The sequence below is a fragment of the Microbacterium sp. BLY genome (assembly GCF_017939615.1).
GTDB lineage: Bacteria > Actinomycetota > Actinomycetes > Actinomycetales > Microbacteriaceae > Microbacterium.
The window spans coordinates 246,820-270,606 of the sequence record NZ_JAGKSR010000002.1 but is presented as its reverse complement, the minus strand read 5'-3'; the positions used below and the strand labels follow the sequence as shown (position 1 = coordinate 270,606).

Annotated in this window: 21 protein-coding genes and 1 riboswitch; of the genes, 3 read left to right on the top strand and 18 right to left on the bottom strand. The window is 71.4% G+C overall.

Going from position 1 to position 23,787, the window contains the following annotated elements; all coding sequences use genetic code 11:
• The first annotated feature begins 336 nt into the window (after window positions 1-336).
• Window positions 337-1,671 (top strand): CoA transferase, encoded by a 1,335-nt coding sequence (locus KAF39_RS15830; protein ID WP_246878785.1) that lies wholly within the window; start codon window positions 337-339, stop codon window positions 1,669-1,671.
• Window positions 1,672-1,716: 45 nt separating this feature from the next.
• On the opposite strand, the gene KAF39_RS15825 is transcribed toward KAF39_RS15830, so the two are convergent.
• The 3 genes from KAF39_RS15825 to KAF39_RS15815 are packed head-to-tail and all read right to left on the bottom strand — an operon-like array spanning window position 1,717 to window position 4,832.
• Entirely contained in the window at window positions 1,717-2,529 is an 813-nt protein-coding gene (locus KAF39_RS15825; RefSeq protein ID WP_210678480.1) for a DUF4184 family protein, read from the bottom strand.
• A gap of 12 nt (window positions 2,530-2,541) precedes the next feature.
• Window positions 2,542-3,843, bottom strand: coding sequence for a tyrosine--tRNA ligase (gene tyrS, locus KAF39_RS15820; protein ID WP_210678478.1), 1,302 nt, complete (start codon window positions 3,841-3,843; stop codon window positions 2,542-2,544).
• A 38-nt stretch (window positions 3,844-3,881) separates the two neighbouring features.
• The gene (locus KAF39_RS15815; RefSeq protein WP_210678476.1) at window positions 3,882-4,832 is read right to left on the bottom strand and encodes an aldo/keto reductase; all 951 of its coding nucleotides are present in this window, start codon (window positions 4,830-4,832) and stop codon (window positions 3,882-3,884) included.
• A 53-nt stretch (window positions 4,833-4,885) separates the two neighbouring features.
• Here KAF39_RS15815 and KAF39_RS15810 point away from each other — a divergent pair, with 53 nt between their 5' ends.
• A complete protein-coding gene (locus KAF39_RS15810; RefSeq protein WP_210678474.1) occupies window positions 4,886-5,305 on the top strand; it encodes a MerR family transcriptional regulator in 420 nt (139 codons plus the stop codon).
• Here KAF39_RS15810 and KAF39_RS15805 read toward each other — a convergent pair.
• On the bottom strand, window positions 5,247-6,056 hold the full coding sequence (locus KAF39_RS15805; RefSeq protein ID WP_210678472.1) for a hypothetical protein: 810 nt from the start codon (window positions 6,054-6,056) through the stop codon (window positions 5,247-5,249). The genes KAF39_RS15810 and KAF39_RS15805 overlap by 59 nt on opposite strands.
• Window positions 6,053-6,697 carry a SatD family protein gene (locus tag KAF39_RS15800; RefSeq protein WP_210678470.1) on the bottom strand — a complete coding sequence of 215 codons (645 nt, stop codon included), beginning with the start codon at window positions 6,695-6,697 and terminating at the stop codon, window positions 6,053-6,055. The genes KAF39_RS15805 and KAF39_RS15800 overlap by 4 nt, the downstream gene beginning before the upstream one ends.
• A gap of 59 nt (window positions 6,698-6,756) precedes the next feature.
• Between KAF39_RS15800 and KAF39_RS15795 the strand changes: the two genes are divergently transcribed.
• On the top strand, window positions 6,757-7,341 hold the full coding sequence (locus tag KAF39_RS15795; RefSeq protein WP_210678468.1) for a DUF1349 domain-containing protein: 585 nt from the start codon (window positions 6,757-6,759) through the stop codon (window positions 7,339-7,341).
• A 30-nt stretch (window positions 7,342-7,371) separates the two neighbouring features.
• On the opposite strand, the gene argH is transcribed toward KAF39_RS15795, so the two are convergent.
• The 13 genes from argH to KAF39_RS15730 all read right to left on the bottom strand — a co-directional run bounded on the left by argH (window position 7,372) and on the right by KAF39_RS15730 (window position 23,780).
• Window positions 7,372-8,799: an argininosuccinate lyase gene (argH, locus tag KAF39_RS15790; RefSeq protein WP_210678466.1), complete on the bottom strand. Its 1,428-nt coding sequence runs from the start codon at window positions 8,797-8,799 to the stop codon at window positions 7,372-7,374.
• Window positions 8,799-9,728 carry an ornithine carbamoyltransferase gene (gene argF / locus KAF39_RS15785; protein WP_210678464.1) on the bottom strand — a complete coding sequence of 310 codons (930 nt, stop codon included), beginning with the start codon at window positions 9,726-9,728 and terminating at the stop codon, window positions 8,799-8,801. Before argF ends, argH begins: the two co-directional genes overlap by 1 nt.
• Window positions 9,725-10,930, bottom strand: a complete 1,206-nt coding sequence (locus KAF39_RS15780) for an acetylornithine transaminase (RefSeq protein ID WP_210678462.1) — start codon at window positions 10,928-10,930, stop codon at window positions 9,725-9,727. The genes argF and KAF39_RS15780 overlap by 4 nt, the downstream gene beginning before the upstream one ends.
• Window positions 10,927-11,844, bottom strand: coding sequence for an acetylglutamate kinase (gene argB, locus KAF39_RS15775; protein WP_210678460.1), 918 nt, complete (start codon window positions 11,842-11,844; stop codon window positions 10,927-10,929). Before argB ends, KAF39_RS15780 begins: the two co-directional genes overlap by 4 nt.
• Window positions 11,841-12,998 carry a bifunctional glutamate N-acetyltransferase/amino-acid acetyltransferase ArgJ gene (gene argJ, locus KAF39_RS15770; RefSeq protein ID WP_210678458.1) on the bottom strand — a complete coding sequence of 386 codons (1,158 nt, stop codon included), beginning with the start codon at window positions 12,996-12,998 and terminating at the stop codon, window positions 11,841-11,843. Before argJ ends, argB begins: the two co-directional genes overlap by 4 nt.
• Complete coding sequence (argC, locus tag KAF39_RS15765; RefSeq protein ID WP_210678455.1) at window positions 12,995-14,056, bottom strand: N-acetyl-gamma-glutamyl-phosphate reductase; 1,062 nt, start codon at window positions 14,054-14,056, stop codon at window positions 12,995-12,997. The genes argJ and argC overlap by 4 nt, the downstream gene beginning before the upstream one ends.
• Window positions 14,057-14,295: 239 nt before the next feature.
• Window positions 14,296-16,443, bottom strand: coding sequence for a bifunctional hydroxymethylpyrimidine kinase/phosphomethylpyrimidine kinase (locus KAF39_RS15760; RefSeq protein ID WP_210678453.1), 2,148 nt, complete (start codon window positions 16,441-16,443; stop codon window positions 14,296-14,298).
• A complete protein-coding gene (gene thiM / locus KAF39_RS15755; RefSeq protein ID WP_210678451.1) occupies window positions 16,440-17,288 on the bottom strand; it encodes a hydroxyethylthiazole kinase in 849 nt (282 codons plus the stop codon). Before thiM ends, KAF39_RS15760 begins: the two co-directional genes overlap by 4 nt.
• Window positions 17,280-17,373, bottom strand: a riboswitch (TPP riboswitch). Its footprint overlaps the gene before it by 9 nt.
• Window positions 17,374-17,380: 7 nt before the next feature.
• Entirely contained in the window at window positions 17,381-18,352 is a 972-nt protein-coding gene (locus KAF39_RS15750; RefSeq protein WP_210678449.1) for an NAD-dependent epimerase/dehydratase family protein, read from the bottom strand.
• A 198-nt stretch (window positions 18,353-18,550) separates the two neighbouring features.
• Window positions 18,551-21,118, bottom strand: a complete 2,568-nt coding sequence (locus KAF39_RS15745; protein WP_210678447.1) for a phenylalanine--tRNA ligase subunit beta — start codon at window positions 21,116-21,118, stop codon at window positions 18,551-18,553.
• Window positions 21,118-22,158: a phenylalanine--tRNA ligase subunit alpha gene (pheS, locus tag KAF39_RS15740; protein WP_210678445.1), complete on the bottom strand. Its 1,041-nt coding sequence runs from the start codon at window positions 22,156-22,158 to the stop codon at window positions 21,118-21,120. The genes KAF39_RS15745 and pheS overlap by 1 nt, the downstream gene beginning before the upstream one ends.
• A 45-nt stretch (window positions 22,159-22,203) precedes the next feature.
• On the bottom strand, window positions 22,204-23,127 hold the full coding sequence (locus KAF39_RS15735) for an amino acid ABC transporter permease (protein WP_144882557.1): 924 nt from the start codon (window positions 23,125-23,127) through the stop codon (window positions 22,204-22,206).
• Window positions 23,124-23,780 carry an amino acid ABC transporter permease gene (locus tag KAF39_RS15730; RefSeq protein WP_060922531.1) on the bottom strand — a complete coding sequence of 219 codons (657 nt, stop codon included), beginning with the start codon at window positions 23,778-23,780 and terminating at the stop codon, window positions 23,124-23,126. The genes KAF39_RS15735 and KAF39_RS15730 overlap by 4 nt, the downstream gene beginning before the upstream one ends.
• Window positions 23,781-23,787 lie beyond the last annotated feature (7 nt).

The window sequence follows — 23,787 nt, the reverse complement described above, 5'->3', positions numbered from 1 at the left end:
GCCATCCCGACTCGCTTGTCAAATCGGCGCGCCGCGCGGATCTTGGATCCGCTGCGCAGCCGGTGACAGCCGCAGAAGGGGTGGATCTCCCATCCTAGACGCAAGCGCCTGATCTCTCAAGTGAGAGAGGATCGGGAGTGGTTCTCCGCTTGAGGGGGGTGAAGCTCTGGGCTTCTCCGCTTCCCTGTGGGGCGAACAAGTAATAAGTTACGTGGATTCCGGGGGTCTGGCAAATCGGGCGCACACCCCCGGGCGTGTCGCACGACTCGCTCACCGTGATTCGCCCGGGTCAGCGTGTGTTTCGGTCGGCGATCGAGCCCGGAGTAGCATCGCGCCATGGATTCCGACCCGTCCTCCGCCGCGACCGACCTCCTCCGTCGCGTGTGGGGGGAGATCGGCGGTGACACCGCGGCTCTCCCCCGCGGCGACGCCCTCCGTGGGATCGGGTCAGTGCCGCTCGCCTCCCGGACGGCGACCGGGGAGCTGGCCCTCGCCAGCGTCGCAGCCGTGACTCTCGCCGCGGGCCTCGACCCCCTCCTGGTCGACCCCTCCCGCGTGGCCGCTGCGTACCGGAGTGATCGGTACCTACGGGTGGACGACGAACCCCCACCGGTCTGGGCACCGCTCTCCGGTTTCTGGCGGAGCGCCGACGGGTGGATCCGGACGCACGGCAACTACCCGCACCACGCCCGCGCCCTCCGTCTGGCGCTGGGGATCGACGGCGACGCCGCTGCGGAGAGCATCGCCCGCGCGGTCTCGGCGTTGGGCACAGACGAGGCCGTCTCGCGGATCTCCGCGGCCGGCGGTCTCGCCGTCCCCGTCCGTCCGGAGGACCGGGCGACGGACGAAGCGTGGCGACGCAGCCCTCTCCTCGACATCGCCGTCGGAAGCGCAGACTCTGCGCGTTTCCGTCATCCCAGCCGGGACAGGGCGGACGGGCCGGCGACGGCTCCGCTCGCCGGCGTCCGCGTCCTCGATCTCACCCGGGTCATCGCGGGACCGGTGTGCACGAGGACCCTCGCTCTCCTCGGCGCGGACGTGCTCCGCCTCGATCCCCCTCATCTTCCGGAGCTCCCCTGGCAGCACCTCGACACCGGTCATGGGAAGCGCACGGCTCTCCTCGACGCCCGCGGCCCCGCGATACATGCGCTCCTCGAGGACGCGGACGTGATCGTGCTCGGGTACCGCCCCGCTGCGCTGGACCGCATGGGCCTGTCCCCCGCCGACCTCGCCGCGCGCCATCCCGGCCTCCTCGTCGCCGAGCTCAGCGCCTGGGGCACGGATCAGCCCGATCGCGCCGGCTTCGACAGCCTCGTGCAGGCGGAGAGCGGCATCGCGCTGATCGAAGGGAACGACGGCCGGCCGGGCGCGTTGCCCGCCCAAGCGCTCGACCACAGCAGCGGGTATCTCCTGGCTGCCGCCCTCACGCACCTGCTCAGGGAACGCGACGGACGATCCCGCATCGTGCGGACTTCGCTCCGCCGGATCGCGGCAGAGCTGCTCGGCATGCCTCGGTCAGCGAACGCCGATCCGGTGGCCGACGGCGACGCATCCGCCCACCTCGCACGGTTCGACGTCGCGGGAACACCGATCGTGACGGCGGCTTCGGCGCTCCCCGGCCTGACCTTCGCCCCGCCCCATCCGTGGGGAGCGGACGACCCGCGCTGGTGAGTGCCCCGCATCCACCGGGCGCGAGCGCCGGCAGGCGGTGCCGCGTCAGTCCGCGTCGCGCGGCCGCCGCACGGTGAGCGCGACGCAGAGGACGAGGGTGATCGCGCCCCACACCGCACACGCGGGAGGGAGCACGCGGTACGCGAGGTGCGCCACCGTGAACTCCGGCGACAGCGGTCCGAAGGCGACGAGGCCGACCACCCAGGCAGCGAGGAGGATCACCGGCAGCGAGATCCACCAGAGGATCCGCACCGCGCCGGGCAGGACCCGCGCCGGATTCGTCCGCGGCGTCGCGCGGCGCAGCCAGAGCGCCGCCCAGATCGCGAGGCCGAGCAGGCCGAGCGCGCTGGATCCGTACTGCAGCCACTTGTAGCCGTCGAACGGACCCCAGGCGCTCCCGAGCGCCGGAAGCAGATCCACTCCCCACCGCGACTCATGGGTGAAGGCGTCCCACAGGATGTGCGACAGCACCCCGAGCATCGCCGACAGCAGGAGCAGGAATGGATACAGCGGCCGGACCGCCCGGTACCGCGCGCGATCATCTCGACGCAGTGCCTCGGTCGCCGCGCGGAGACCCCCGACGCGCCAACCGTCGGGAAGTCGCTCCGCCACCCAGGCGGGGACGAGCTCCGGGGCGGCCGGACGCAACAGCACCCGCCAGATCAGGAACAGTCCGAGGGCGAGCAGCGTCGTCCACACGATGTTGACCGGATCATGCAGGAACCCGTAGTTCAGCCCGACGTTACGCAGGAACAGCGAGATGTCGGGAGTCATCGCGCCGATCGCGATCGGCGCCGGGACGAGCGGCGTGCGCACGAAAGGCAGCGCGACGATCGCATGGCTCGGCGTGAACGGCATTCGCGCTCCGGGTCAGGCGAGGAAGACGCCCGCGAGCGTCTTCTTGCCGCGACGCAGCACCGAGACCCCACCGGGCAAGGTGCCCTGCACGGTCGCGGAGTCGTCCTCCACGCGCTCGCCGTCGAGGGAGACCCCGCCCTGCGCGATCGCACGACGGGCCTCTGAGAGGCTCGACACCAGACCGGTCGCGACGAGGGCGTCGACGACGGGAGTACCGGCGGCGACCGTCGCGTTCGGCAGCTCGTCGAGCGCCGAGCGCAGCGTCGCCGCGTCGAGAGCGGTCAGGTCGCCCTGGCCGAACAGCGCCTCGGACGCAGCGATCACGGCCGCGGTCGCCTCGACGCCATGCACCGTCGCGACGACCTCGAGCGCGAGGCGCTTCTGGGCGGCGCGGCGGAACGGCTCCGTCGCGACGAGCTCCGCGTATTCCTCGATCTCGGCCTTGGTCAGGAACGTGAACACCTTGAGGCGCTCGATCACGTCGGCATCCGCCGTGCTCAGCCAGAACTGGTAGAACGCGTACGGGCTGGTGAGGTCCGCATCGATCCAGATCGCGTTGCCCTCGCTCTTGCCGAACTTCGTGCCGTCACTGTTCGTGATCAGCGGTGTGCCGATCGCGTGCACCGACGCGCCCTCGACGCGGTGGATGAGATCCGTCCCGCTGGTCAGGTTGCCCCACTGGTCGGAGCCGCCCGTCTGCAGCACGCAGTCGTACTGACGGTAGAGCTCGAGGAAGTCGAGACCCTGGAGGATCTGGTAGCTGAACTCGGTGTAGCTGATTCCCGCATCGGAGTTCAGCCGCGCCGCCACCGCGTCCTTCTTCAGCATCGTGCCGACGCGGTAGTGCTTGCCGATCTCGCGCAGGAAGTCGATGGCGGAGAGCGGCGCCGTCCAGTCCAGGTTGTTCACCATCTGCGCGGCGTTCTCGCCCTCGAAGCTGAGGTACCGCTCGACCTGTGCCCGGAGCCTGTCGACCCACTCCGCCACCGTCTCGCGCGTGTTCAGCGTGCGCTCGGCCGTCGGCCGCGGGTCGCCGATGAGGCCCGTGGAACCGCCGACGAGCCCGATCGGCTTGTGTCCGGCGAGCTGGAGACGGCGGAGCAGGAGCAGCTGCACGAGGTGCCCGAGATGCAGGCTGGGCGCCGTGGGGTCGAAGCCGCAGTAATACGTGATCGGGTCTCCCGCGAGAAGGGCGCGCAGCGCCTCCTGGTCGGTGGACACGTGGACGAGGCCACGCCACACGATCTCGTCCCACACGTTCTCGAACGTGGGATCGATCGCCTGCGGCGCGGTCGTCAGAGCGGGAGTTGACACGCGCTCCAGGCTAGCAGCGCGCCGCGCCCCTCCCCGTCTCACGCGGGCCCGTCGAGTTCCGTCAGCTCGTCGGCCGTGAGGTCGATCGCTGCGGCATCCAGCGCGGAGTCGAGCTGTGCGAGCGTGCTCCCGCCCAGGATCGGCCGGACGCCGTGGGCCAGGAGCCATGCCAGGACGATCTGGCCGCGCTGGGTGCCGCGCGCCTGCGCGATCCGTGTGAGGACGGCGAGACGCCGGTCCGTCCCGGGGTGCGTGTACACCTCCGGAATCGCCTTGGCCGGGTTGTCGTAGGCACCGGTCAGCAGCGGCGTGTAGGCCCAGAGCTCAAGACCGTTCGTCACCGCGAAGTCGCGCTGCTCGTCGCTGAGCACGCCGAACGGATGCTCGACGCCGGGAGGACGCGTGCCGGGGCGCACACGGAGGTAGGTGCTGTTCAGCTGGAGCACGTCGAGCGGGACGCTGCCGATCGATGCGGCATGGGCGCGCGCCCTCTCGACCCGCCAGGCCGGATGGTTCGACGCGCCCACCCGGAGGACCTCGCCCTGCGCCGTGAGCGCGGCGAGCGCGTCGACCGTGTGCTCGATCGGGACGGTGCGGTCCTCCTGGTGCAGCCACAGGAGGTCGACGGTCTCCACGCCGAGACGCTCTCGGCTGCCCTCGAACGCCTGACGGATGGCTCGGGGCGAGAGGCCTGCCCGGTACGCCGGCCATGACCCGGGCCAGAGCGGCTCGGCACCGACCTTCGTCGACAGGCGCACCCGTCCGCGCATCTCGGGCCGCGCCGCGAGCCAGCGGCCGATCACGCGTTCGGAGTCGCCGCCGCGGCCGGTGTCGCTGGTCCAGAAGCTGTAGCAGTCGGCGGTGTCGATCCAGGTCCCCCCGCGCTCGACGAACCGGTCGAGGAGGGCGAAGGAGGTGTCCTCGTCCACGAGCGTGCCGAACGACATGGCACCGAGGACGAGGGGGGAAGCGGGGCTGTTCTGTGTCATGCTCACACTCTTCAACCTGGAGCGCACTCCAGGTCAAGCTTTAGGATCACGGCATGACCATCTACACCCCGGCCGAGGCCGCGGCGCGGTCCGGATTCACGATCGACACGCTGCGCTACTACGAACGGGAGGGCATCCTCCCGGCGGTCCCTCGCACCGCCGGCGGACGCCGCGCCTACGGCGACGCCGAACTCGACCTCCTGGAGTTCCTCAAGTGCCTCCGCGAGACCGGGATGCCGGTCGAGCGGCTCCGGCGCTACGGACAGCTGTGCCGGAGCGACGAGACGATCCCCGAGCGGATCGCGCTGCTCGAGGAGCATGCCGAATCCGTGGAGCGGCAGCTGGCGGAGGTGCTCGCCCAGCAGCAGCGGCTCGCGGAGAAGCTGGACTGGTACCGCCGCCACCTCGACGAGGTCAGCTGTGCGCCGCCCACCACACCAGGAACGCCGCACCGAGACCGATCACCCAGCTGACCAGGCTGCCGACGAGGAAGTACTCGGCCCGCGCTCCGGTCTCCCCGTCCCGGGAGATCTCGGGGAAGCGGACGATGCCTTTCGCGGCGAGCATCGCCGCCAGCACGGGGTACGCCGCGGCCAGGGTGAGGAGCATCACGAGCACGCGCTCCAGCGGCCCGATGAGGCGGCCACCCTGGAAGCCCTGTCGCGGATCGGCGACGACGCCTCCGGAGACGGCGGTGTCGACCGCTCCGGGGCCGGCGGCGACGGGAGTCTCGGGGACGGGCTCGACGACCGGGGCGACCGCCGCAGGGGCGGCGGCGGCGTCGACGGGACGCCAGGTGTGCTCGCCGTCGAGCGCCGCGCGCACGACGAGGTTGGCGGATTCGAGCAGGAAGACGCCGGCGCCGAGGGCGAGGACGACGAGATCGAACGGCACCTCGCCGAAGGGCGATCGCAGCACCCAGAGCTCACCGACGAGACCGGCGGTGTCCCTCGCCCCGCTCGCCATCACCGCACCGACGCTGAGAGCGGCGAGCACCACCGCGGGCCAGAATCCCGCGCGCGACGGACCGTCGTCCGGCATGCTCCACGCCCAGAGCGCGCCGGCACCGATGCCGAGGAGAGCCGGCAGCAGCGCATCGCCGCCGATGCCGAGGAGCATGATGACGGCCGCCGCCACCACGTAACCGATCCATCGTCGCGGCACGAACTGCCGCACGAGGTCGGTCGCGCCGACCGCGAGGAGGAGGAAGCCGGCGAGGATCATGCGGTCTCCCCGCGGAGCACGGCGATGCCCTCGAGGAGAGCGGCCGCCCCCGCGCTGCGCAACGACTTCGACACGCTGGGCTGCGAGATGCCCTCCTCGGCAGCGAGCTCCTGCTGGGACCGGCCGATCAGCCGCCCGTACGTGAGGTGGCGCTCGCGTTCGCTCATCGCCCCGACGAGCTCGTCGCGCGCGAGCACGTAGGCGTTAGACGCGGCGATCACGGTCTCCATGACCTCATCCTGACCCGGGGCTCCGACAATCCACGTGCGGGTCCTCGGCACGGCGCGCTGTTCCCGCGCATGCACGGTCTCGATCGCCGCGCGGGCCGCGTACCAGCCGGGGCCGTCGGCGAGCTCGCCGTGCACGGACGGCACGGGACGGACCTCGCCGATCCCGATGCCGAAGCGGAAGGCGAGCCCCTCGGGGAGCCGGAGCTGGACCATGAGGAGCGAGAGGAGCGCGTCGGGAAGCTCCCGGTAGACGCCCTGCTGCTCGTCCCCTACCGTGGGCGTGAGCGGCTGGACCGCGAGCGGGCGATCGCGCTCGACCCGGGCGATGGTGTCGTCCAGGGCGTGCTGCGCGGCGCTCCGGTCTCCGAGCTCTCGGGAACCCACGATGTCGGCGATCACGGCGATGACCATGGGATAACCGTAACATGAATATTCGCGAGTTATGCCTTTTATGGCTATAGATAGGAAATATGCCTGATTCACGCATTATCCCCTGGACCGACGGCACGTGGACCCACGCGCCCGCCACGACCCGCATCGACGGGCACCTCGACGTCACCGCCGTCGAGGGCAGCGACGCCTGGCGCCACACCGCCTACGGCTTCGTCCACGACACCGAGCACGCGCTGCTCGCGCCACTCGCGGTCGGCGAGGCCATCGAGGTGGCCTTCCGCGCGCCGTGGGAGGGGCAGTTCGACCAGGCGGGACTCTTCGTCCGCGCGGACGACGAGCACTGGATCAAAGCCGGGGTGGAGTTCGCCGACGGGCACCTCGGCCTGGGCGCGGTCGTGACCGCCGGCCGCTCCGACTGGTCGGTCGGCTACGTCGACGACTGGCGCGACAGCGAGATCACGGTCCGGGTCAGCCGCTGGGCGGACGCGATGATCGTGCGCGCCCGTGCGGACGACGGCCCCTGGCGCCTGGTCAGGGTCGCCCCCTTCGACGGCGACGCGACCGTCTCCGCCGGGCCCTTCCTGGCCGCCCCCACCCGCGCCGGTCTCACCGTGCGCTTCCTCCGATGGGAGCGGTCGGCCGCCGACAGCGACCTGCACTGAGGTCGCACGCCCGGGCCGGCCGCCCCACGGCTACAGACCGAGCGCGTGTGCGGCCGCCTGGGCACGGGCGACGAGCTCGGCGCGCTGCTCGGCGACCCGTTCCGGAGCCGTGCCGCCGGCGCCTGTCCGGGACGCGACCGATCCCTCGATCGTGAGGACCTCACGGACCTCCGGGACCAGGTGCGGGGACACGGACAGCAGCAGCTCGTCGGACGCGCCCTCCAGCCCGATCCCCTGCTCCTCACAGGCGCGCACGAGCGCGCCGGAGATCTCATGGGCATCGCGGAACGGCACGCGCCGCTTCACCAGCCACTCGGCGACATCCGTCGCCAGGGAGAATCCCTGCGGAGCGAGCTCGGCCATGCGATCCGTGTGGAAACGCAGCGTCGCGATCATCCCGGCGAATGCCGGCAGCACGACCTCGAGCGTCTGCACCGAGTCGAACACCGGCTCCTTGTCCTCCTGGAGATCGCGGTTGTACGCGAGGGGAAGGCCCTTGAGGGTCGCCAGCAGGCCCGACAGGTTGCCGATGAGACGCCCCGACTTGCCGCGCGCGAGCTCGGCGATGTCCGGGTTCTTCTTCTGCGGCATGATGCTGGAACCCGTGGAGTAGCCGTCGTCGAGCGTGACGAAACCGAACTCGCGCGTGTTCCAGAGGATGATCTCCTCGGACAGACGCGAGAGGTCGACGCCCGTCATCGCCGCGATGAACGCGAACTCCGCCACGACATCCCGCGCGGCCGTCCCGTCGAGCGAATTCTCCGCCGGCCGGTCGAGGCCGAGCTCCGTCGCGACGAGCGCGGGGTCGAGACCCAGGGTCGATCCCGCGAGCGCTCCCCCGCCGTACGGCGAGACGCCGGCGCGACGGCGCCAGTCGACGAGGCGTTCGAGCTCGCGCACCAGCGGCCAGGCGTGGGCCTGGAGGTGATGGGCGAGCAGCACCGGCTGCGCGTGCTGCAGGTGCGTGCGGCCGGGAAGGATCGCGTCGGGGTGCGCTTCCGCCTGCGCCACGAGCGCGTCGATCACGCGGAGCAGGTCGCGGGCGATCACCCGGGCGTGATCGATCAGGTACATCCGCACGAGGGTGGCGATCTGGTCGTTCCGGCTGCGGCCGGCGCGGAGGCGTCCGCCCAGCTCCGGACCGAGCTCGGCGATCAGCGCCTGCTCGAGGGCACCGTGCACGTCCTCGTCGGTGGGCAGCGGCTGCAGGGTGCCGTCGGCGACCTTGCGCGCGACGGCGTCGAGGCCCTCGTGCATGCGGGCGGCCTCCTCCTGCTCCAGGTAGCCGGCGGCGGCCAGCGCCGTGGCGTGCGCGTGGGAGCCCGCGATGTCGTACGGCGCCAGGATCCAGTCGAAGTGCGTCGACCGGCTCAGCTCGACGAGCTCCGGCGACGGTCCGGTGGCGAACCGCGCGCCCCAGAGCGCGCCCTCGTTGGTGCCTTCGTGCGCGCCGGCCATCACGCGTCCTTCTTCCCGAGGAGCCAGACCAGCAGCGCCTTCTGCGCGTGCAGGCGGTTCTCCGCCTCGTCCCACACGACGCTCTGCGGACCGTCGATGACGGCGGAGTCGACCTCATAGCCGCGGTCGGCGGGCAGGCAGTGGATGAAGATCGCGTCGTCGTGCGCGAGCTCCATGGTCTCGGGCGTGACCTTGTAGCCCCCGAGATCGCGGATCCGCGCGAGCTTCTCCTCTTCCTTGCCCATCGACACCCAGGTGTCGGTCACGACGACATCGGCACCCGCGGCCGCCTCGACCGGGTCGGTGAAGAGCGTGATCGACCCCCCGGTCTCCCCGGCGCGACGGTCGGCCGCCTCGATGACATCGGCCCGCGGCGCGTAGTCCTCCGGCGAGGCGATGCGCACGTGCATGCCCGCCGTGACGCCCGCGAGCGCATAGGAGTGGGCCATGTTGCTCTGGCCGTCGCCGAAGAACGTCAGCGTCAAGCCCTTCAGGTCGCCCTTGTGCTCGCGGATCGTGAGCAGATCGGCGAGGAGCTGGCACGGGTGGAAGTCATCGGACAGCGCGTTGATCACGGGGACCCGCGTGCCGGCGGCCATCTCCTCCAGACCCGACTGGGCGTACGTGCGCCAGACGATCGCCGCCACCTGACGCTCGAGGACGCGGGCCGTGTCGGACGGCGTCTCCTTCCCACCGAGCTGGCTGCTCGCGGTGGAGATGATGAGCGGGGTGCCGCCGAGGTCGGCGATGCCCACCGCGAACGAGACGCGGGTGCGGGTGGACGACTTGTCGAAGATCACGGCGACGGTCTGCGGGCCCGCGAGGCTCTTGTCAGCCCAGCGATCCTTCTTCAGGTCGAGGGCGAGATCGAGGATCTCCGCCTGCTCGGCGGGCGTCAGATCGTCGTCGCGCAGCAGGTGGCGGGTCATGCGGGGACCTTTCCGGTGGAGGAGGCATGGACGTCGGAGAGGGCGGCGGTGAACAGCTCGCGGAACTCCGCCAGCTCCGCGTCGCCGATGGTGAGCGCCGGCGCGACGCGCACGGTCTCGGGGTTGGCGGCGTTCACGATGAGCCCGCGGTCCTGCGCGGCGGCGACCACCGCACCCGCCACGGGCTGGGTGAGGGCGACGCCGACGAGGAGTCCGCGCCCCCGGACGCCCGCGACCAGCGGGGAGTCGATGCCGAGGATGATGTCGCGCAGCTCTTCCCCGCGACGAGCGGCGTTCTCGACGAGGTCGGCCCGCTCGATCTCCGCCAGCACCGCGTCCGCCACAGCCGTCGCGAGCGGGTTCCCGCCGAACGTGGACCCGTGGGAGCCCGGCGTGAACAGTTCGCTCGCGGCGCCATAGGTGACGAGCGCGCCGATCGGGAACCCGCCGCCGATGCCCTTGGCGAGCGTGATCGCGTCCGGGGTGATGCCCTCATGGCTGAAACCGAACCAGGCGCCCGTGCGGCCCGCGCCGGTCTGGATCTCGTCCACGATGAGCAGGGCTCCGTGCGCGAGGGTCAGCGAGCGCGCCGCGGCGAGATAGCCCGCGGGCAGCTCGACCACCCCGGCCTCCCCCTGGATGGGCTCGACGATGAGGCCGGCCACCCGGTCGTCCATCGCCGCCTCGAGGGCCTCGACCGTCGCCGGGATGTGCTCCACGCCCGCTGGCATCGGGGCGAACGGTGCGCGCATCGATTCCTTGGCCGTCAGCGCGAGCGAACCCATGGTGCGGCCGTGGAAGCCGTTCTCCAGGGCGAGGATGCGCGGACGCTCCGCCCCGCCGTGCAGCCGGGCGAGCTTGAACGCCGCCTCGTTCGCCTCGGCGCCGGAGTTCGAGAAGAACACGCGACCGTCGAGGCCGGCGCCGGCCAGACGCTTCAGCCGCGCGGCGAGCGCGAGCTGGGGCGGCGTCGCGAAGTAGTTGGAGACGTGCGCCAGGGTGGCGGCCTGGCGCGAGACCGCGTCCACGAACACCGGATGCGCGTGTCCCAACGAGGTCACCGCGATCCCGGCGAGAAAGTCGAGGTAGCGTCGGTCATCGGCGTCCCACAGGTACGAGCCCTCACCGCGAGTCAGCAGCGCGAGCCGCTCCCCCGCGTTGAGCACGAGATCACGTGCCGCGTCGTCCTGCCAGACGGTCATGCCGTCGCCCCTTTCTCCGCCAGGACCACTTCGGTCCCGATTCCCTTGCTGGTGAACAGTTCGACGAGCACCGAGTGCGGCACCCGTCCGTCGATGATCGCGGCTGCGTCGACCCCGCCCTCGACCGCGTCGAGACAGGCGCGCATCTTCGGGATCATGCCCGACTCCAGGCGCGGCAGCATCTCGATGAGCGTGTCCGAGGTGAGGTGCGACACGAGCGAGTCCCGGTTGGGCCAGTCGGCGTACAGACCGGGCACGTCGGTGAGGATGACGAGCTTGCGCGCCCCGAGGGCCACGGCCAGGGCGGCCGCGGCGGCGTCGGCGTTGACGTTGAGCGACTGACCCGGGTGGTCGAGGTCGGGCGCGATGCTCGACACGACGGGGATCCGTCCGGCCGCGAGGTGGTCGAGCACCGGCGACGGGTCGACCTCGACGACGTCGCCCACACGCCCGAGGTCCACCTCCTCGCCGTCGATCACGACGCCGCGGCGGCGGCCGCCGAAGAGTCCGGCGTCCTCCCCGCTGAGTCCGGTGGCGATCGGCCCGTGCGAGTTGATCTTCGACACGAGCTGCGGGTTCACCTGTCCCGTGAGCACCATCCGCACGACGCCGATGGCCTCGGTGTTGGTGACCCGGTATCCGCCCTTGAACTCGCTGGGGATCTCCAGTCGCTGCAGCATGTCGGAGATCTGCGGTCCGCCGCCGTGCACGACGACCGGCTGCACGCCGACGTAGCGGAGGTACGCGATGTCCTGGGCGAAGGCCTCCTGCAGCTCATCCGAGACCATGGCGTTCCCGCCGTACTTGACGACGACGATCTGGTCGCGGAACTTCTTCAGCCACGGCAGCGACTCGATGAGCGTCGTCGCCTTCTGCGCGGCGATGTCCGGCGTGGTGTCCTGGATGTCGGTCATGAGGCGTAGGCGCTGTTCTCGTGCACGTAGTCGTGGGTGAGGTCGTTGGTGAGCACCGTGGCGGTGGCCTCCCCGACCTTGAGGTCGATGAGCAGATGCGTGGCGCGCGGCGTCAGATCGACCTCCTCCCGCGGGCGGTCGGGGCCACCGGCGCTGCAGACGCGCACCCCGTTCATCCACACGTCGACGTCATACGGATCGAACTGCGCCGCCGTCGTGCCGATCGCCGCCAGGACGCGACCCCAGTTCGGGTCGTTGCCGAAGATGGCGGCCTTGAACAGGTTGTTGCGGGCGACGGAGCGGCCGACCTCGACGGCGTCCTGCTCGGAGACGGCGTGCTGCACCTCGATGGTGATGTCGTGGCTGGCCCCCTCCGCGTCGCCCTGCAGCTTCACGGCGAGCTCCTGGCAGAGCGCGGTGAGCGCTTCGGCGAAGTCGTCGAGATCGGGGACGACCTCCGAGGCGCCGTTGGCGAGCAGGGTGACCTGGTCGTTGGTCGACATGCAGCCGTCGGAGTCGAGGCGGTCGAACGTGCGACCCGTCGCCCGGCGCAGGGCCGCGTCGGCCTGCAGCGGCTCGAGTACCGCGTCGGTGGTGAGCACCACGAGCATCGTCGCCAGGCCGGGTGCGAGCATGCCGGCGCCCTTGGCCATCCCGCCGATCGTCCAGCCGTCGCGGGTCACGACCGCGGTCTTCGCGACCGTGTCCGTGGTCATGATGGCGTGGGCAGCGCTCTCCCCGCCCTCCGCGCTGAGCGCGGCGATCGCCTGCGCGGTACCGGAGAGGACCCTCTCGCGGAAGACCTCGTCGCCGGTCCCGATGAGCCCGGTGGAGCAGACCAGCACATCGCCCGCACTGATGCCGAGCAGCTCGGCCGCCTTCTCCGCGGTCTGATGAGTGGTCTGGAACCCGAAGCTGCCCGTGAAGCAGTTCGCTCCGCCGGAGTTGAGGACGATGGCCTCCACCACCCGGTCCGCGACGGCCTGCTGCGACCAGATGATGGGGTTCGCCTTGGCACGGTTGCTCGTGAAGACGGCGGCGCCGACCTTGCGGGGACCGCGGTTGACGACGACGGCGACATCGGGCTTGCCGGTGGACTTGAGTCCGGCGGCGACGCCCGCCGCCTCGAATCCTGCGGGGGCGGTGACGCTCACGGGGCGACTCCGTTCACTGAGAGGGCGCGGGCCTCGGGAAGACCCAACGCGATGTTCATGGACTGGACGGCAGCTCCGGCGGTGCCCTTGACGAGGTTGTCGACCGCGGTGACCACGGTCACGCGGTTCGCGGCGCGATCGATCGCGAGACCGATGAGGGCCGTGTTGGCCCCGAGCACGTCGGCGGTGCGCGGGAAGGTCCCCTCCGGCAGCAGCTGCACGAAGGTCTCGTCGCCGTAGGCCCTCTCCCACGCCTGGCGGATCTCGGCGTCCGTCACTCCCTCGACGATCGGCGCCGTGGAGGTCGCCAGGATGCCGCGCGACATCGGCACCAGCACCGGCGTGAACGAGATCCGGATGTCCTGGGCCCCTGAGCCTGTCGAAGGGCGAACGGCCGCGAGCGCCTGCCGGATCTCCGGGATGTGCCGGTGCGTGCCGCCGACCGCGTACGGGTTGGCGGAGCCGAGGATCTCGCTGGCGAGGAGGTTGGTCTTCAGGCTCTTGCCCGCCCCGGAGGGGCCGACCGCCAGCACGGAGACGATGTCGCCCGGATCGATGACGCCGGCGGCGACGCCGGGGGCGAGGCTCAGGCTCACGGTCGAGGCGTTGCAACCGGGGGCGGCGATGCGGGTCGCCCCGCGCAAGACGTCGCGCTGCTTGCCACCGGCGACCGGGAGCTCGGGCACACCGTACGTCCACGGCTCGTGGAACGTCCCGCCGTAGAAGGCGTCCCAGGCGGCGGACGAGGTGAGCCGGTGGTCGGCTCCCGCGTCGATCACGAGCGGAGTGTCGCCGAGCGCGTCGGTGTACTGCCCGGACTGACCGTGCGGGAGGGCGAGGAACACGATGTCGTGTCCGGCCAGGATCTCGGGAGTGGTGTCCTGCAGAGTGAGGTGCGCAAGCGAGCGGAGGTGCGGCTGGTGGGCGACGAGGGGCTGTCCGGCGTTCGAGTGCGCCGTGACGGTGCGGATCTCGACGTCGGGGTGGGCGGCCAGGAGGCGGAGGATCTCGCCGCCTGCGTAGCCGGAGGCGCCGGAGACGGCGACGGAATACGTCATGCTTCTACCTTAACGGTCGGGTCCTCGACGATCGCGGGACCGGGGGCGGGGCCGGAGGCGGCGACACCGGCACTCGACCGCCGCGGGCACGCAGGCAGAAGGGCGGGGTCGCCTAGAATCGGCGGCCGCGACGTCGGCGCACGGCGATGACGCTCGGGACGAGCGTCGAAGGAGCGGTGGCGACCGAAGGCATGCGGTGACGATAGCGCGGGCGTCACCGGCACCGCAAATCGGGGCCGTCACACGAGAGCGCCTTCCTGCGGTGCGGCGAAGAACGCGCGCTCGTGCGCACTCGACGTGACGAAGGCACGGCGCATCCGCTCCCGGGTGCCCTCGTCGGCGAGCGCCGCGGCCGAGGTGACGTGCGCGACCGCCTGCCGTGTCGCCTCCGCGAAAGCGGGATCCGCGTATGTCGCCAGCCATGAGGCGTACGGGTGCTGCGGGTCGAGCGGCTCCGCGCCGAATCCCCCGGCGTGGAGCCGCGCCCCCAGATCCGTGTAGAGCCAGAAGCACGGCAGCACAGCCGCGATCAGCGCGGCGTAGTCCCCGCCGAACGCCACCGCCCGCAGATGGTCGAGGTAGGCGACCGTCGCCGGGGCGGGCTCGGTGGCGAACGTCGCGCCGCTCACCCCCGTCTCCGGTGTCAGCCAGGACGCGTGCAGCTCCAGCTCTCCGCGGATCGCCCCCTGTGCGGCATCAGCCCAGAACGCCTGCTCCGCCGGGGTGGGAGCGAGGCGCGAGGCCTCCGCGAGCACCCGGGAGTACTCGCGGAGGTACAGGGCGTCCTGCGCGAGGTAGAACACGAAGGCCGCGCGGTCGAGGGTGCCCCCGGCGAGGTCGCGGATGAAGGGCAGCGCGTCGATGTCGGCACGGAGCCCGGCGATGTCGTCCCACCAGGCATCCGCCACCTCCTCGGCCGTGGGACGGGTCTCGACGCCGCCCCGGTCCCACAGTCCCGCGAAGTGATGGACCGGACCGTGTCCGCCGCCCACGGGCAGCGCGTCCGCCGCGCGCAGGGACTCCCGCAGCCAGGCGCGCGCGGAAGCCACGGCGTCCTCCGGCTCCTCTCCTCGGCCCAGGCGGGTCGCGAGCGCGGAGGACAGCGAGCAGCCCGTGCCGTGCGTGTGCGCCGTCCGGATGCGAGCCCCGGGAAACACCGTCCGCGACTCCGCGACCGCGTCGACGAGGGCGTCCGGCGACTCCTCCCCCGGCAGATGCCCGCCCTTCACGAGCACGGCGGCGCCGGTCGCCGTCGACAGCTCCTGCGCCGCGTCGAGCGCATCGGTCCAGTCGCGCACCGCACGTCCGGCGAGGACGGCGAGTTCGGCGAGGTTCGGGGTGACGACGGTCGCCAAGGGCAGCAGTTCCCGCAGCTCGCGCTCCGCGTCGGCATGGAGGAGCCGATCCCCGGAGGTGGCGATCATGACCGGGTCGAGGACCACGATCGGGGGCTCGTTCGCGACCAGCCACTCGGCCACCGTGCGGATCACCTCGACGTCCGCCAGCATCCCGATCTTCACGGCGTCGATCCGGATGTCGTCGGCGATCGCATCGAGCTGTGCCCGCAGGAACTCCACGGGAGGCACGTGCACGGCCCGGACGCCCTGCGTGTTCTGCGCGGTGAGCGACGTGAGCGCCGCCATCCCGTAGCCCCCGTTCGCGGCGATGGCCTTGAGATCGGCCTGGATGCCCGCACCCCCGGAGGGATCACTGCCCGCGATGCTGAGGACGTGGGGCACCCTTCGGGCGAGCCACCGGCGGCGGAAGGCGGCAGCCGCGGTCCGGGGGTCGTCCGCCGCGCACAGCGCGGACACCACAGCCACCCCCGCGGCTCCGGCATCTCGCAAGGTCTCGACATCGTCCACGCCGACGCCGCCGATCGCGACGCACGGGAGCGGGCTGTCCGCGACGAATGCCGCGAAGCCGTCGACACCGAGCGGCGCCGGATGGTCGGGCTTCGTGCTCGTGGGACGGATGACGCCGACGCCGAGGTAGTCGACGGTCCCCGGCGGCAAGGCGGCCACCGCATCGAGGTGGGCCGGAGTGTTCGCCGTCAGGCCGATCAGCGCCTCCGGTCCGAGGAGGTCGCGAGCGCGGAGGACCGACGCATCGGCCTGCCCGAGATGCACGCCGTCCACCCGCGCACCACGACGGCGGGCTTCGACCGCGGCCTCGAGGCGATCGTTGACGACGAGAAGGGCACGGCCGCCGATGGCTTCGGACAGGGCGAGGAGCTGCTCGACGGTCTCCTCATCCGTCGCCTGCTTGTCGCGCAGCTGCACGATGCGGACCCCGCCCGCCACGGCCTCGCGGACTGTCTCGACCACCCCGCGGGCGCCGCACAGCGTGCGATCGGTGACGAGGTACAGAGACAGATCGGCGCTCATCGCGTTCCCTCCTCGACGCGGGCGCGGGCGGCGATGTCCGCCGGGGTCACGGCGGACATCGCGTCCAGCAGGGCGACGGCGAAACTCCCGGGCCCGCGGGAGACCTCCGCTGCCTGTTCCGCCGCGACCGTGTAGACGAGCGCCGCCGCGGCCACCGCGGTGAGGGCGTCCGTCGCCGTGCCGCGCGCCGCCCCGAGGAACGCCGCCATGACCGCACCGAGCGCGCAGCCTCCGCCCGTGACCCGCGTGAGCAGCTCATGCCCGTTGGCGATGCGGATCACCCGCGAGCCGTCGGTGAGGAGGTCGACCGGACCGGAGACCGCGACCACGGCCCCGTGACGGCCCGCGAGCTCGCGGGCCGCATCCGCGGCCGCCTCCGTCCCGTCCGTCGCGTCGACCCCGCGGCCGCCGGCGGTGCGTCCGGCCAGCGCGAGGATCTCGGACGCGTTGCCGCGGATGGCGGTGGGGCGCAGCGCGGCCAGCTCGTGCGCGAGCGCCGTCCGCACCGGGAGGGTGCCGATCGCGACGGGGTCGAGCACCCACGGCGTGCCGGCGGCGAGCGCTCCGGCCACAGCCTCCCGGCCGGCCTCCCGCTGCTCCGGGGTCGGCGTCCCGAGGTTGATCAGCACCCCGGAGGCGGCACCCGCGAAGGCCTCGGCCTCACCGACGATGTCGACCATGGCCGGGGCGGCGCCGAGCGCGAGGAGGACGTTCGCGGTGAAGCCCGTCACGACGGCGTTCGTGATGCAGTGCGTCAACGGCGGAGAGGCCCGGACCTCCTCCCGCAGCCTTCCCGCCGTGGCGGCGAGGTCGAGGACGGATTGCGGACGCACAGGATCGCTCATCGGCGACATCCCTTCGCTAGTACGAACTAGATCAGGTTCGACGGGTGTGATCTCAGCCGCGGATGCGGCACCCCGTGTCACTGCCTCGCAGTCTAGCGAGCGAGGGCGTCGAGCAGCGCCCGCTCCTCCGTCCGCGTGAGTCCGGCGCGGCGCTCCCGGTCCACGCCCCGCTCGCGCTCGTCCGCCACGACGCGCTCCACCGTGTCATCGAGAGGGCGGAGCGTGCCGCCGCTGCTCCGGTACCGCACATTGGAGCGCGTCATGAATCCACGCATCTCCGGCGGCAGCCACAGCGGCAGCGACCGCGGTCCCGCCCAATACGCGACGCCCTCCGCGACGAGACGCTCCTCCGTGCCCACGACCACCGGGCCGGTATGCCCCGTTGCCGCGCGGACGGTCCGGAGCACGTCCTCCAGCGCGTGCACGTCGCCGATCGCGTTCACGGCGCCGGTGACGCGGGCGGACACGACGAAGGCGGCGACGTCCTCGACGTCGATGACCTGTGCCGTGCGCCCGTCCAGGGGCGGGAGCAGCACCGGCTCGTCCAGGGCCCGGAGGAACGCCGCCGCCCAGTATCCGAAGCGATCGCTGGGGTCGCCGTCGCCGACGATGAGGCCGGGACGGACGATGAGCGCGCGGTCGCCGAGACCATCCTGCACGGCGTCCTCCGCCGCGACCTTCTCACGCGCGTAGTCGTCGCCCTCACCGGCCCGCGCCGCCGGATGCCGCGGGGCCGACTCGTCGGTCCCGACCGTCTCGTCGTCGCGGTACACCGACATCGATGAGATGTACGTCCACCGGGCGGCGCGATCGCCGAGCGCACGGACGGCCGCGGACACGTGATCGGCGCGGGAGGAGACGTCGACCACGTGGTCCCAGTCCGTCCGGGACACGACGTCGTAGGCAGCCTCCTCCTCTCGGTCCGCCAGCACGAGGGTCGCTCCCGGCGGCGCCGGGCGTCCCCCGCGGGCCAGGCAGGTCACGGTCGCCCCCGCCCTGAGCGCATGCGCGGCGATGCGCCCCGACAGCCATCCGGTTCCCCCGAGGATCAGCACATCCGTCATGTGCCCATGTCAGCAGGATCGCGGGCGCGAGGGAAGCGGCTCCGCTCAGAGCGGAGCGGCAGGTCAGGCCGTCACGCGAGTACAGGCGTCACGCGAACGAAGCCCCCCACGCGAACACAGGTCATCACGCGAGTACAGGCCACCGGCACTGCTGTCGCCTGATGCCGCGCGAACGCATGATGCCGCGCGGCATCAGGATCAGTCGCGGAGCGCGGCGCCGAAGCGTTCGGCGGCCACCGCGACGCCCGCCATCTTCGCCTCGGAGGCCTCCGCGGCGGTGAGCGTGCGGTCGTCGGCGCGGAAGCGCAGGGCGAACGTCAGCGACTTCGATCCCTCGGGCACCCCCTCGCCGCGGTAGTCGTCCACGAGCCGGACGGACTCCAGCAGCGCGCCGGCGCCCTCGACGAGAGCCGCGCGGACGTCGCCTGCCGGCACCTCGGCCGGGAGGGTGAGCGAGACGTCCTGCGTCGCGGCCGGGAACGTGGAGAGCGATGCCGCCACGATGCGTCCCCCGGCGAGCGTGAGCAGCCGGTCGAGGTCCAGCTCCAGCACGGTGGCACGAGCCGGCAGATCGGCCTCCTCGGCGACGGCGGGATGCAGCTCGCCGACGTAGCCGACCTCCTCGCCGCCGACGACGAGCGCTCCGGTGCGTCCGGGGTGCAACGCGGCGCGCTGCGTCTGCACGACATCGATCTCGATGCCCGCGGCGGCCCCGATCACGCGCACCGCATCGAGCGCCTCGACAAGCCCGGCGGGCTCGGCAGCACGTCCCGGCTGACGCGGGGACACGTTCCCGGTCAGCAGCACCGCGACATGGCGCTCCTGCGGCGGGATCGACGCGTCGAGCTCCGCGAGCACCTCGTCCGACGGCCGGACGCCGAGGGGCGGAACCTCGGCGGTGCCGTACTCCACGCCCGGCCCCGGGACGAACACGGCGCCGGTCTCGAACAGGGCCAAGTCGGTGAGCCCGCGCGAGATGTTGCGATGCGCGGTCTGCAGCAGACCGGGGATGAGCGAGCGCCGCAGGAACGGCACCTGCCCGTCGAGCGGGTTCGCGAGGCGGATGCTGGGCAGGTGCTCACCGGACGCGGAGCCGTGCAGATCGTTCTGCGCCTCGGTCGTGAACGGGAATGCCGGGGTCTCGACGAAGCCGGCGGCCGCGAGGGCGTTCGCCACGCGGCGACGTCCCTGCTGGTGGGCCGTGAGGCCGCGACCGGACGGCGGCGTCGGCAGCACCGAGGGGATGCGGTCGAGCCCATGGATGCGGGCGACCTCCTCGGCGAGCGTCCACTTGTCGGTGAGGTCGGGACGCCACGTGGGCGGGATGACGATCCACCCGGCCTCTGCCTGGGTCCCTTCGCCTTCGGCCTGGGTCCCTTCGCCTTCGGCCTGGGTCCCTGAGCTTGTCGAAGGGCTGACCTCCGCCCCGATCGTCGTCAACGCGCCCACGATCTCGTCGTCGGTGTAGTCGACGCCGATCAGCCCCTGGACGAAGCCGCGCGGGAGCTCGATCTCGGCGACGAACACCTCGGCGAAGAGCGCGCCGCCCTCCTCCGTGAGCGTGCCGCCGGCGAGCTCGACCATGAGGTCGGCTGCGCGCCGGGCCGCGACGAAGGGGATCAGCGGGTCGACGCCCCGCTCGAAGCGCTTGGACGCCTCGCTCGGGAGCTTGTGCCGGCGGGCCGTGCGGGCGATGGTCGTGGCGTCGAAGGTCGCCGCCTCGATGAGCACGTTCCGCGTGGTGTCGCTCATCTCGGTGGTGCCGCCGCCCATGACCCCCGCGAGGCCGATCGGACCGGAGTCGTCGGTGATGAGGAGGTCTTCGACGTGCAGCTTCCGCTCGACGCCGTCGAGCGTGGTCATCTTCTCCCCCGGCGTCGCGCGGCGGACGGTGATGCCGCCCGTGAGCTTGTCGAGGTCGTAGCCGTGCAGCGGCTGTCCGAGCTCGAGCATGACGTAGTTCGTGATGTCGATGAGGACACCCAGGGAACGCATGCCGGCGAGACTCAGTCGCGCGATCATCCACGGCGGGGTGGGTCGCGACGGGTCGACGTCCCGCACGACCCGGGTGACGAACTCGCTCGCGCCGACCTGGCCGCGCACCGGCGCCTGGTCGTCCACCACGGCGGTGTGTCCGGAGCCGGGCTGCAGCTCGGCGAAGTCACGCTCGGCCGGGTCGCGGAACGCCGCCCCCGTGGCGTGGGAGTACTCACGGGCGACCCCGCGCACCGAGAAGGCGTAGCCCCGGTCCGGCGTCACGTTGATCTCCACCGCGACGTCGTCGAGGCCGAGGAGGGCGATCGCGTCGGTGCCCACCGGCGCATCGATGCCGAGGTCGGACAGCACGACGATGCCGTTGTGCTCGTCGCCGAGCCCCAGCTCGCGCGCCGAGGCGATCATGCCGTCGGACACGTGGCCGTAGGTCTTGCGGGCGGCGATCGGGAACGGGCCGGGGAGGACGGCGCCGGGCAGGGTCACGACGACCTTGTCGCCGACGCCGAAGTTGTGCGCGCCGCACACGATGCCGCGGACGCCGCCGTGTTCGGGCCCGACGTCCACCTGGCACCAGTTGATGGTCTTGCCGTTCGACTGGGGCTCCGGCTCGAGCGAGACGACCTGGCCGACCACCACGGGACCCGTGATGTCGAACCGGTGCACGTCCTCCTCTTCGAATCCGACGGTCACTAGGGCCGCGAGGACGTCCTCGGGCATGGCATCCGCTGCCAGATCGACGTACTCACGCAACCACGAAAGCGGGACGCGCATCACACCACCATCCCGAACTGCTCACTGAAACGGACATCGCCCTCGGCCATGTCGCGCATGTCCTGCACATCGCTGCGGAACATCAGGCCCCGCTCGATGCCCATGCCGAACGCGAAGCCGCTGTACACCTCCGGGTCGATCCCGGCCGCGCGCAGCACGTTCGGGTTGACCATGCCGCAGCCGCCCCACTCGATCCAGCGCGCGCCGCCCTTGAAGGTCGGGTGCCACAGATCGAGCTCGGCGGAAGGCTCGGTGAAGGGGAAGTAGTTCGTGCGGAAACGGGTCTTGGCCTCCGGGCCGAAGAGCTGCTTCGCGAAGTGGTCGAGCGTCCCCTTGAGGTGCGCCATCGTGATGCCCTTGTCGACCACCAGGCCCTCGAACTGCGTGAAGACCGGGAGGTGCGTGGCGTCGAACTCGTCGGTGCGGTACACGCGGCCGGGGCACAGCACATAGATGGGGACCTCGCGGTTCAGCATCGACCGCACCTGCACCGGGCTCGTGTGCGTGCGCATGACGAGGTGCCGCGAGGTCGGGTCGACGTAGAAGGTGTCCTGCTCCTGCCGGGCGGGGTGATCGACGTCGAAGTTCAGGGCGTCGAAGTTGAACCACTCGTGCTCGAGCTCCGGCCCCTCCGCGATCTCCCAGCCCATGCCGACGAAAATGTCCTCGACGTGGTCCTGCAGGAGGGCCAGCGGGTGGCGGGCGCCCACGCGCGTCCGCCACGGGACGGCAGTGATGTCGACGCGCTCAGCCTCCAGGCGCGCGGCGACCTCGGCGGCGGCCAGCTCGGCCTCCTTCGCCGCGAGCGCCTGGTTCACACGACCGCGGCCCTGACCGACGAGCTTGCCGAAAGCGGCCTTGTTCTCGGGGGCGACCTGGCGCATCGAGGCGTTCAGGACCGCGAGCGGCGATCCCTCCGCGACGTGCGCCGCACGGGCGGCTTTCAGCGCGGCGGTGTCGGCGGCCGCATCGATCGCCGCAAGGGCGTCGGCGACAGCGGCTTCGACCGCTTCGGGGGTGATTTCCGGAGACTCTGACACGGGAGTCGAGTCTACCGGCGCGGGACGGGCGTCCCGCGCCGATACTCACTCGCGCTTGGAGCGTCGCGACCGGCTGTCACCCTTCTGAAGCGTGAGCAGCTGCGTGTCGGTACCGCCCTCGTGAAGTCGAGGATCGAGCTCAGGATCGACGGTGCCGCCAGCAAGAACCTTCGCCGAGCGGCGCGTGCGCACCTCCACCCAACGTGCGATGCCGGAAAGGATGAGGCACATGATGATGTAGATGCCGCCGATGACGAAGGCGGACTGCAGGATCGGGCGCCCCTGCTGCGAGGTCAGCTGCTTCGCGAAGTAGAGCAACTCGGGGTACGTGATGATGAAGCCGAGGGCGGTGTCCTTCATCGTGACCACGAGCTGGGCGACGATCACAGGGAGCATCGCGCGAATGGCCTGCGGCAGCAGGATGAGGCGCATCACGCCGCTCTTGCGCAGTCCGATCGCGTAGCCCGCTTCCTTCTGCCCGCGCGGCAGCGACTCGACGCCGGCACGGAGCACCTCGGCGAGCACGGAGCCGTTATACGCCATGAGGGCGAGGACGACCGCCCAGTAAGGGTCCATCTTCACACCCACCACGGGGAGCCCGTAGTAGAGCAGCATCATGAAGACGAGGACCGGCACGGCGCGGAACAGCTCCGTGATGATCGTGACGGGGACGCGGACCCACGCGTGGTCAGACAACCGCCCGATCGCGAGGACGAAACCGAGGATGAGGCTGAGGACCGCGGCCAGCGCGAAGGCCGCCAGGGTGTTCACGAGAGCACGCGCGATGCCTGCCCAGACGTTGGTGAAGGTGAAGACGTACCACTTCTGCGGGGAGAACTGCCCCGTTTCGATCATCCGATAGATCACGAAGCCGAAGGCTGCCAGCACCACGAGGATGGTCACGACAGCGATGATCCGGTTGCGCGCGATGGCACGAGGGCCCGGGACGTCGTACAGTACGGAGCTCATCGGGCGATCCTCCATCGGTTCTCGAGATACCGCTGACCCCAGCTCATCAGCATGACAAGGGCGACGAAGACCACCGCGACCCAGAGCAGGACCTCCATCGGGTTGCCCGGGCGATCGGCCGAGTCGTTGACCGTCGAGCGCAGGGCCGCGAGCTCCGCGATCGAGAAGCCGGCGGCCACCGTGGTGTTCTTCAGCAACGCGATGAAGACACTCATCATGGGCGGGACGACCGAGCGGAAGGCCTGCGGCAGGATGACGAGCGTCATCACCTGCCCGAACGGGAGGCCGATGGCCCGTGCGGCCTCCGCCTGCCCGACGGGGACGGTGTTGATACCGGCGCGCAGCACCTCGGCCACATAGGTGGCCGTGTAGATGCCGATCGCGAGAATGCCCAGCACGGTGTTCGACAGCTCGGGCAGACCGAGCTGGGGGTACCCGAACACGAAGAAGAAGAAGACCAGTGTCAGTGGCGTGTTGCGCACGATGTTGACGTACACCGTGCCGACGCCACGCGCGATCGGCACGGGCGAGACGCGCATCGCGCCGACGATGATTCCCAGGACCAGGGCGATGATGCCGCCCGCGAAGAAGACGAGCAGCGTGTTGCTGATCGCCTCGCCCCACAGGTCGAGGTTCCCGAAGATGACGTCCACGCCACCC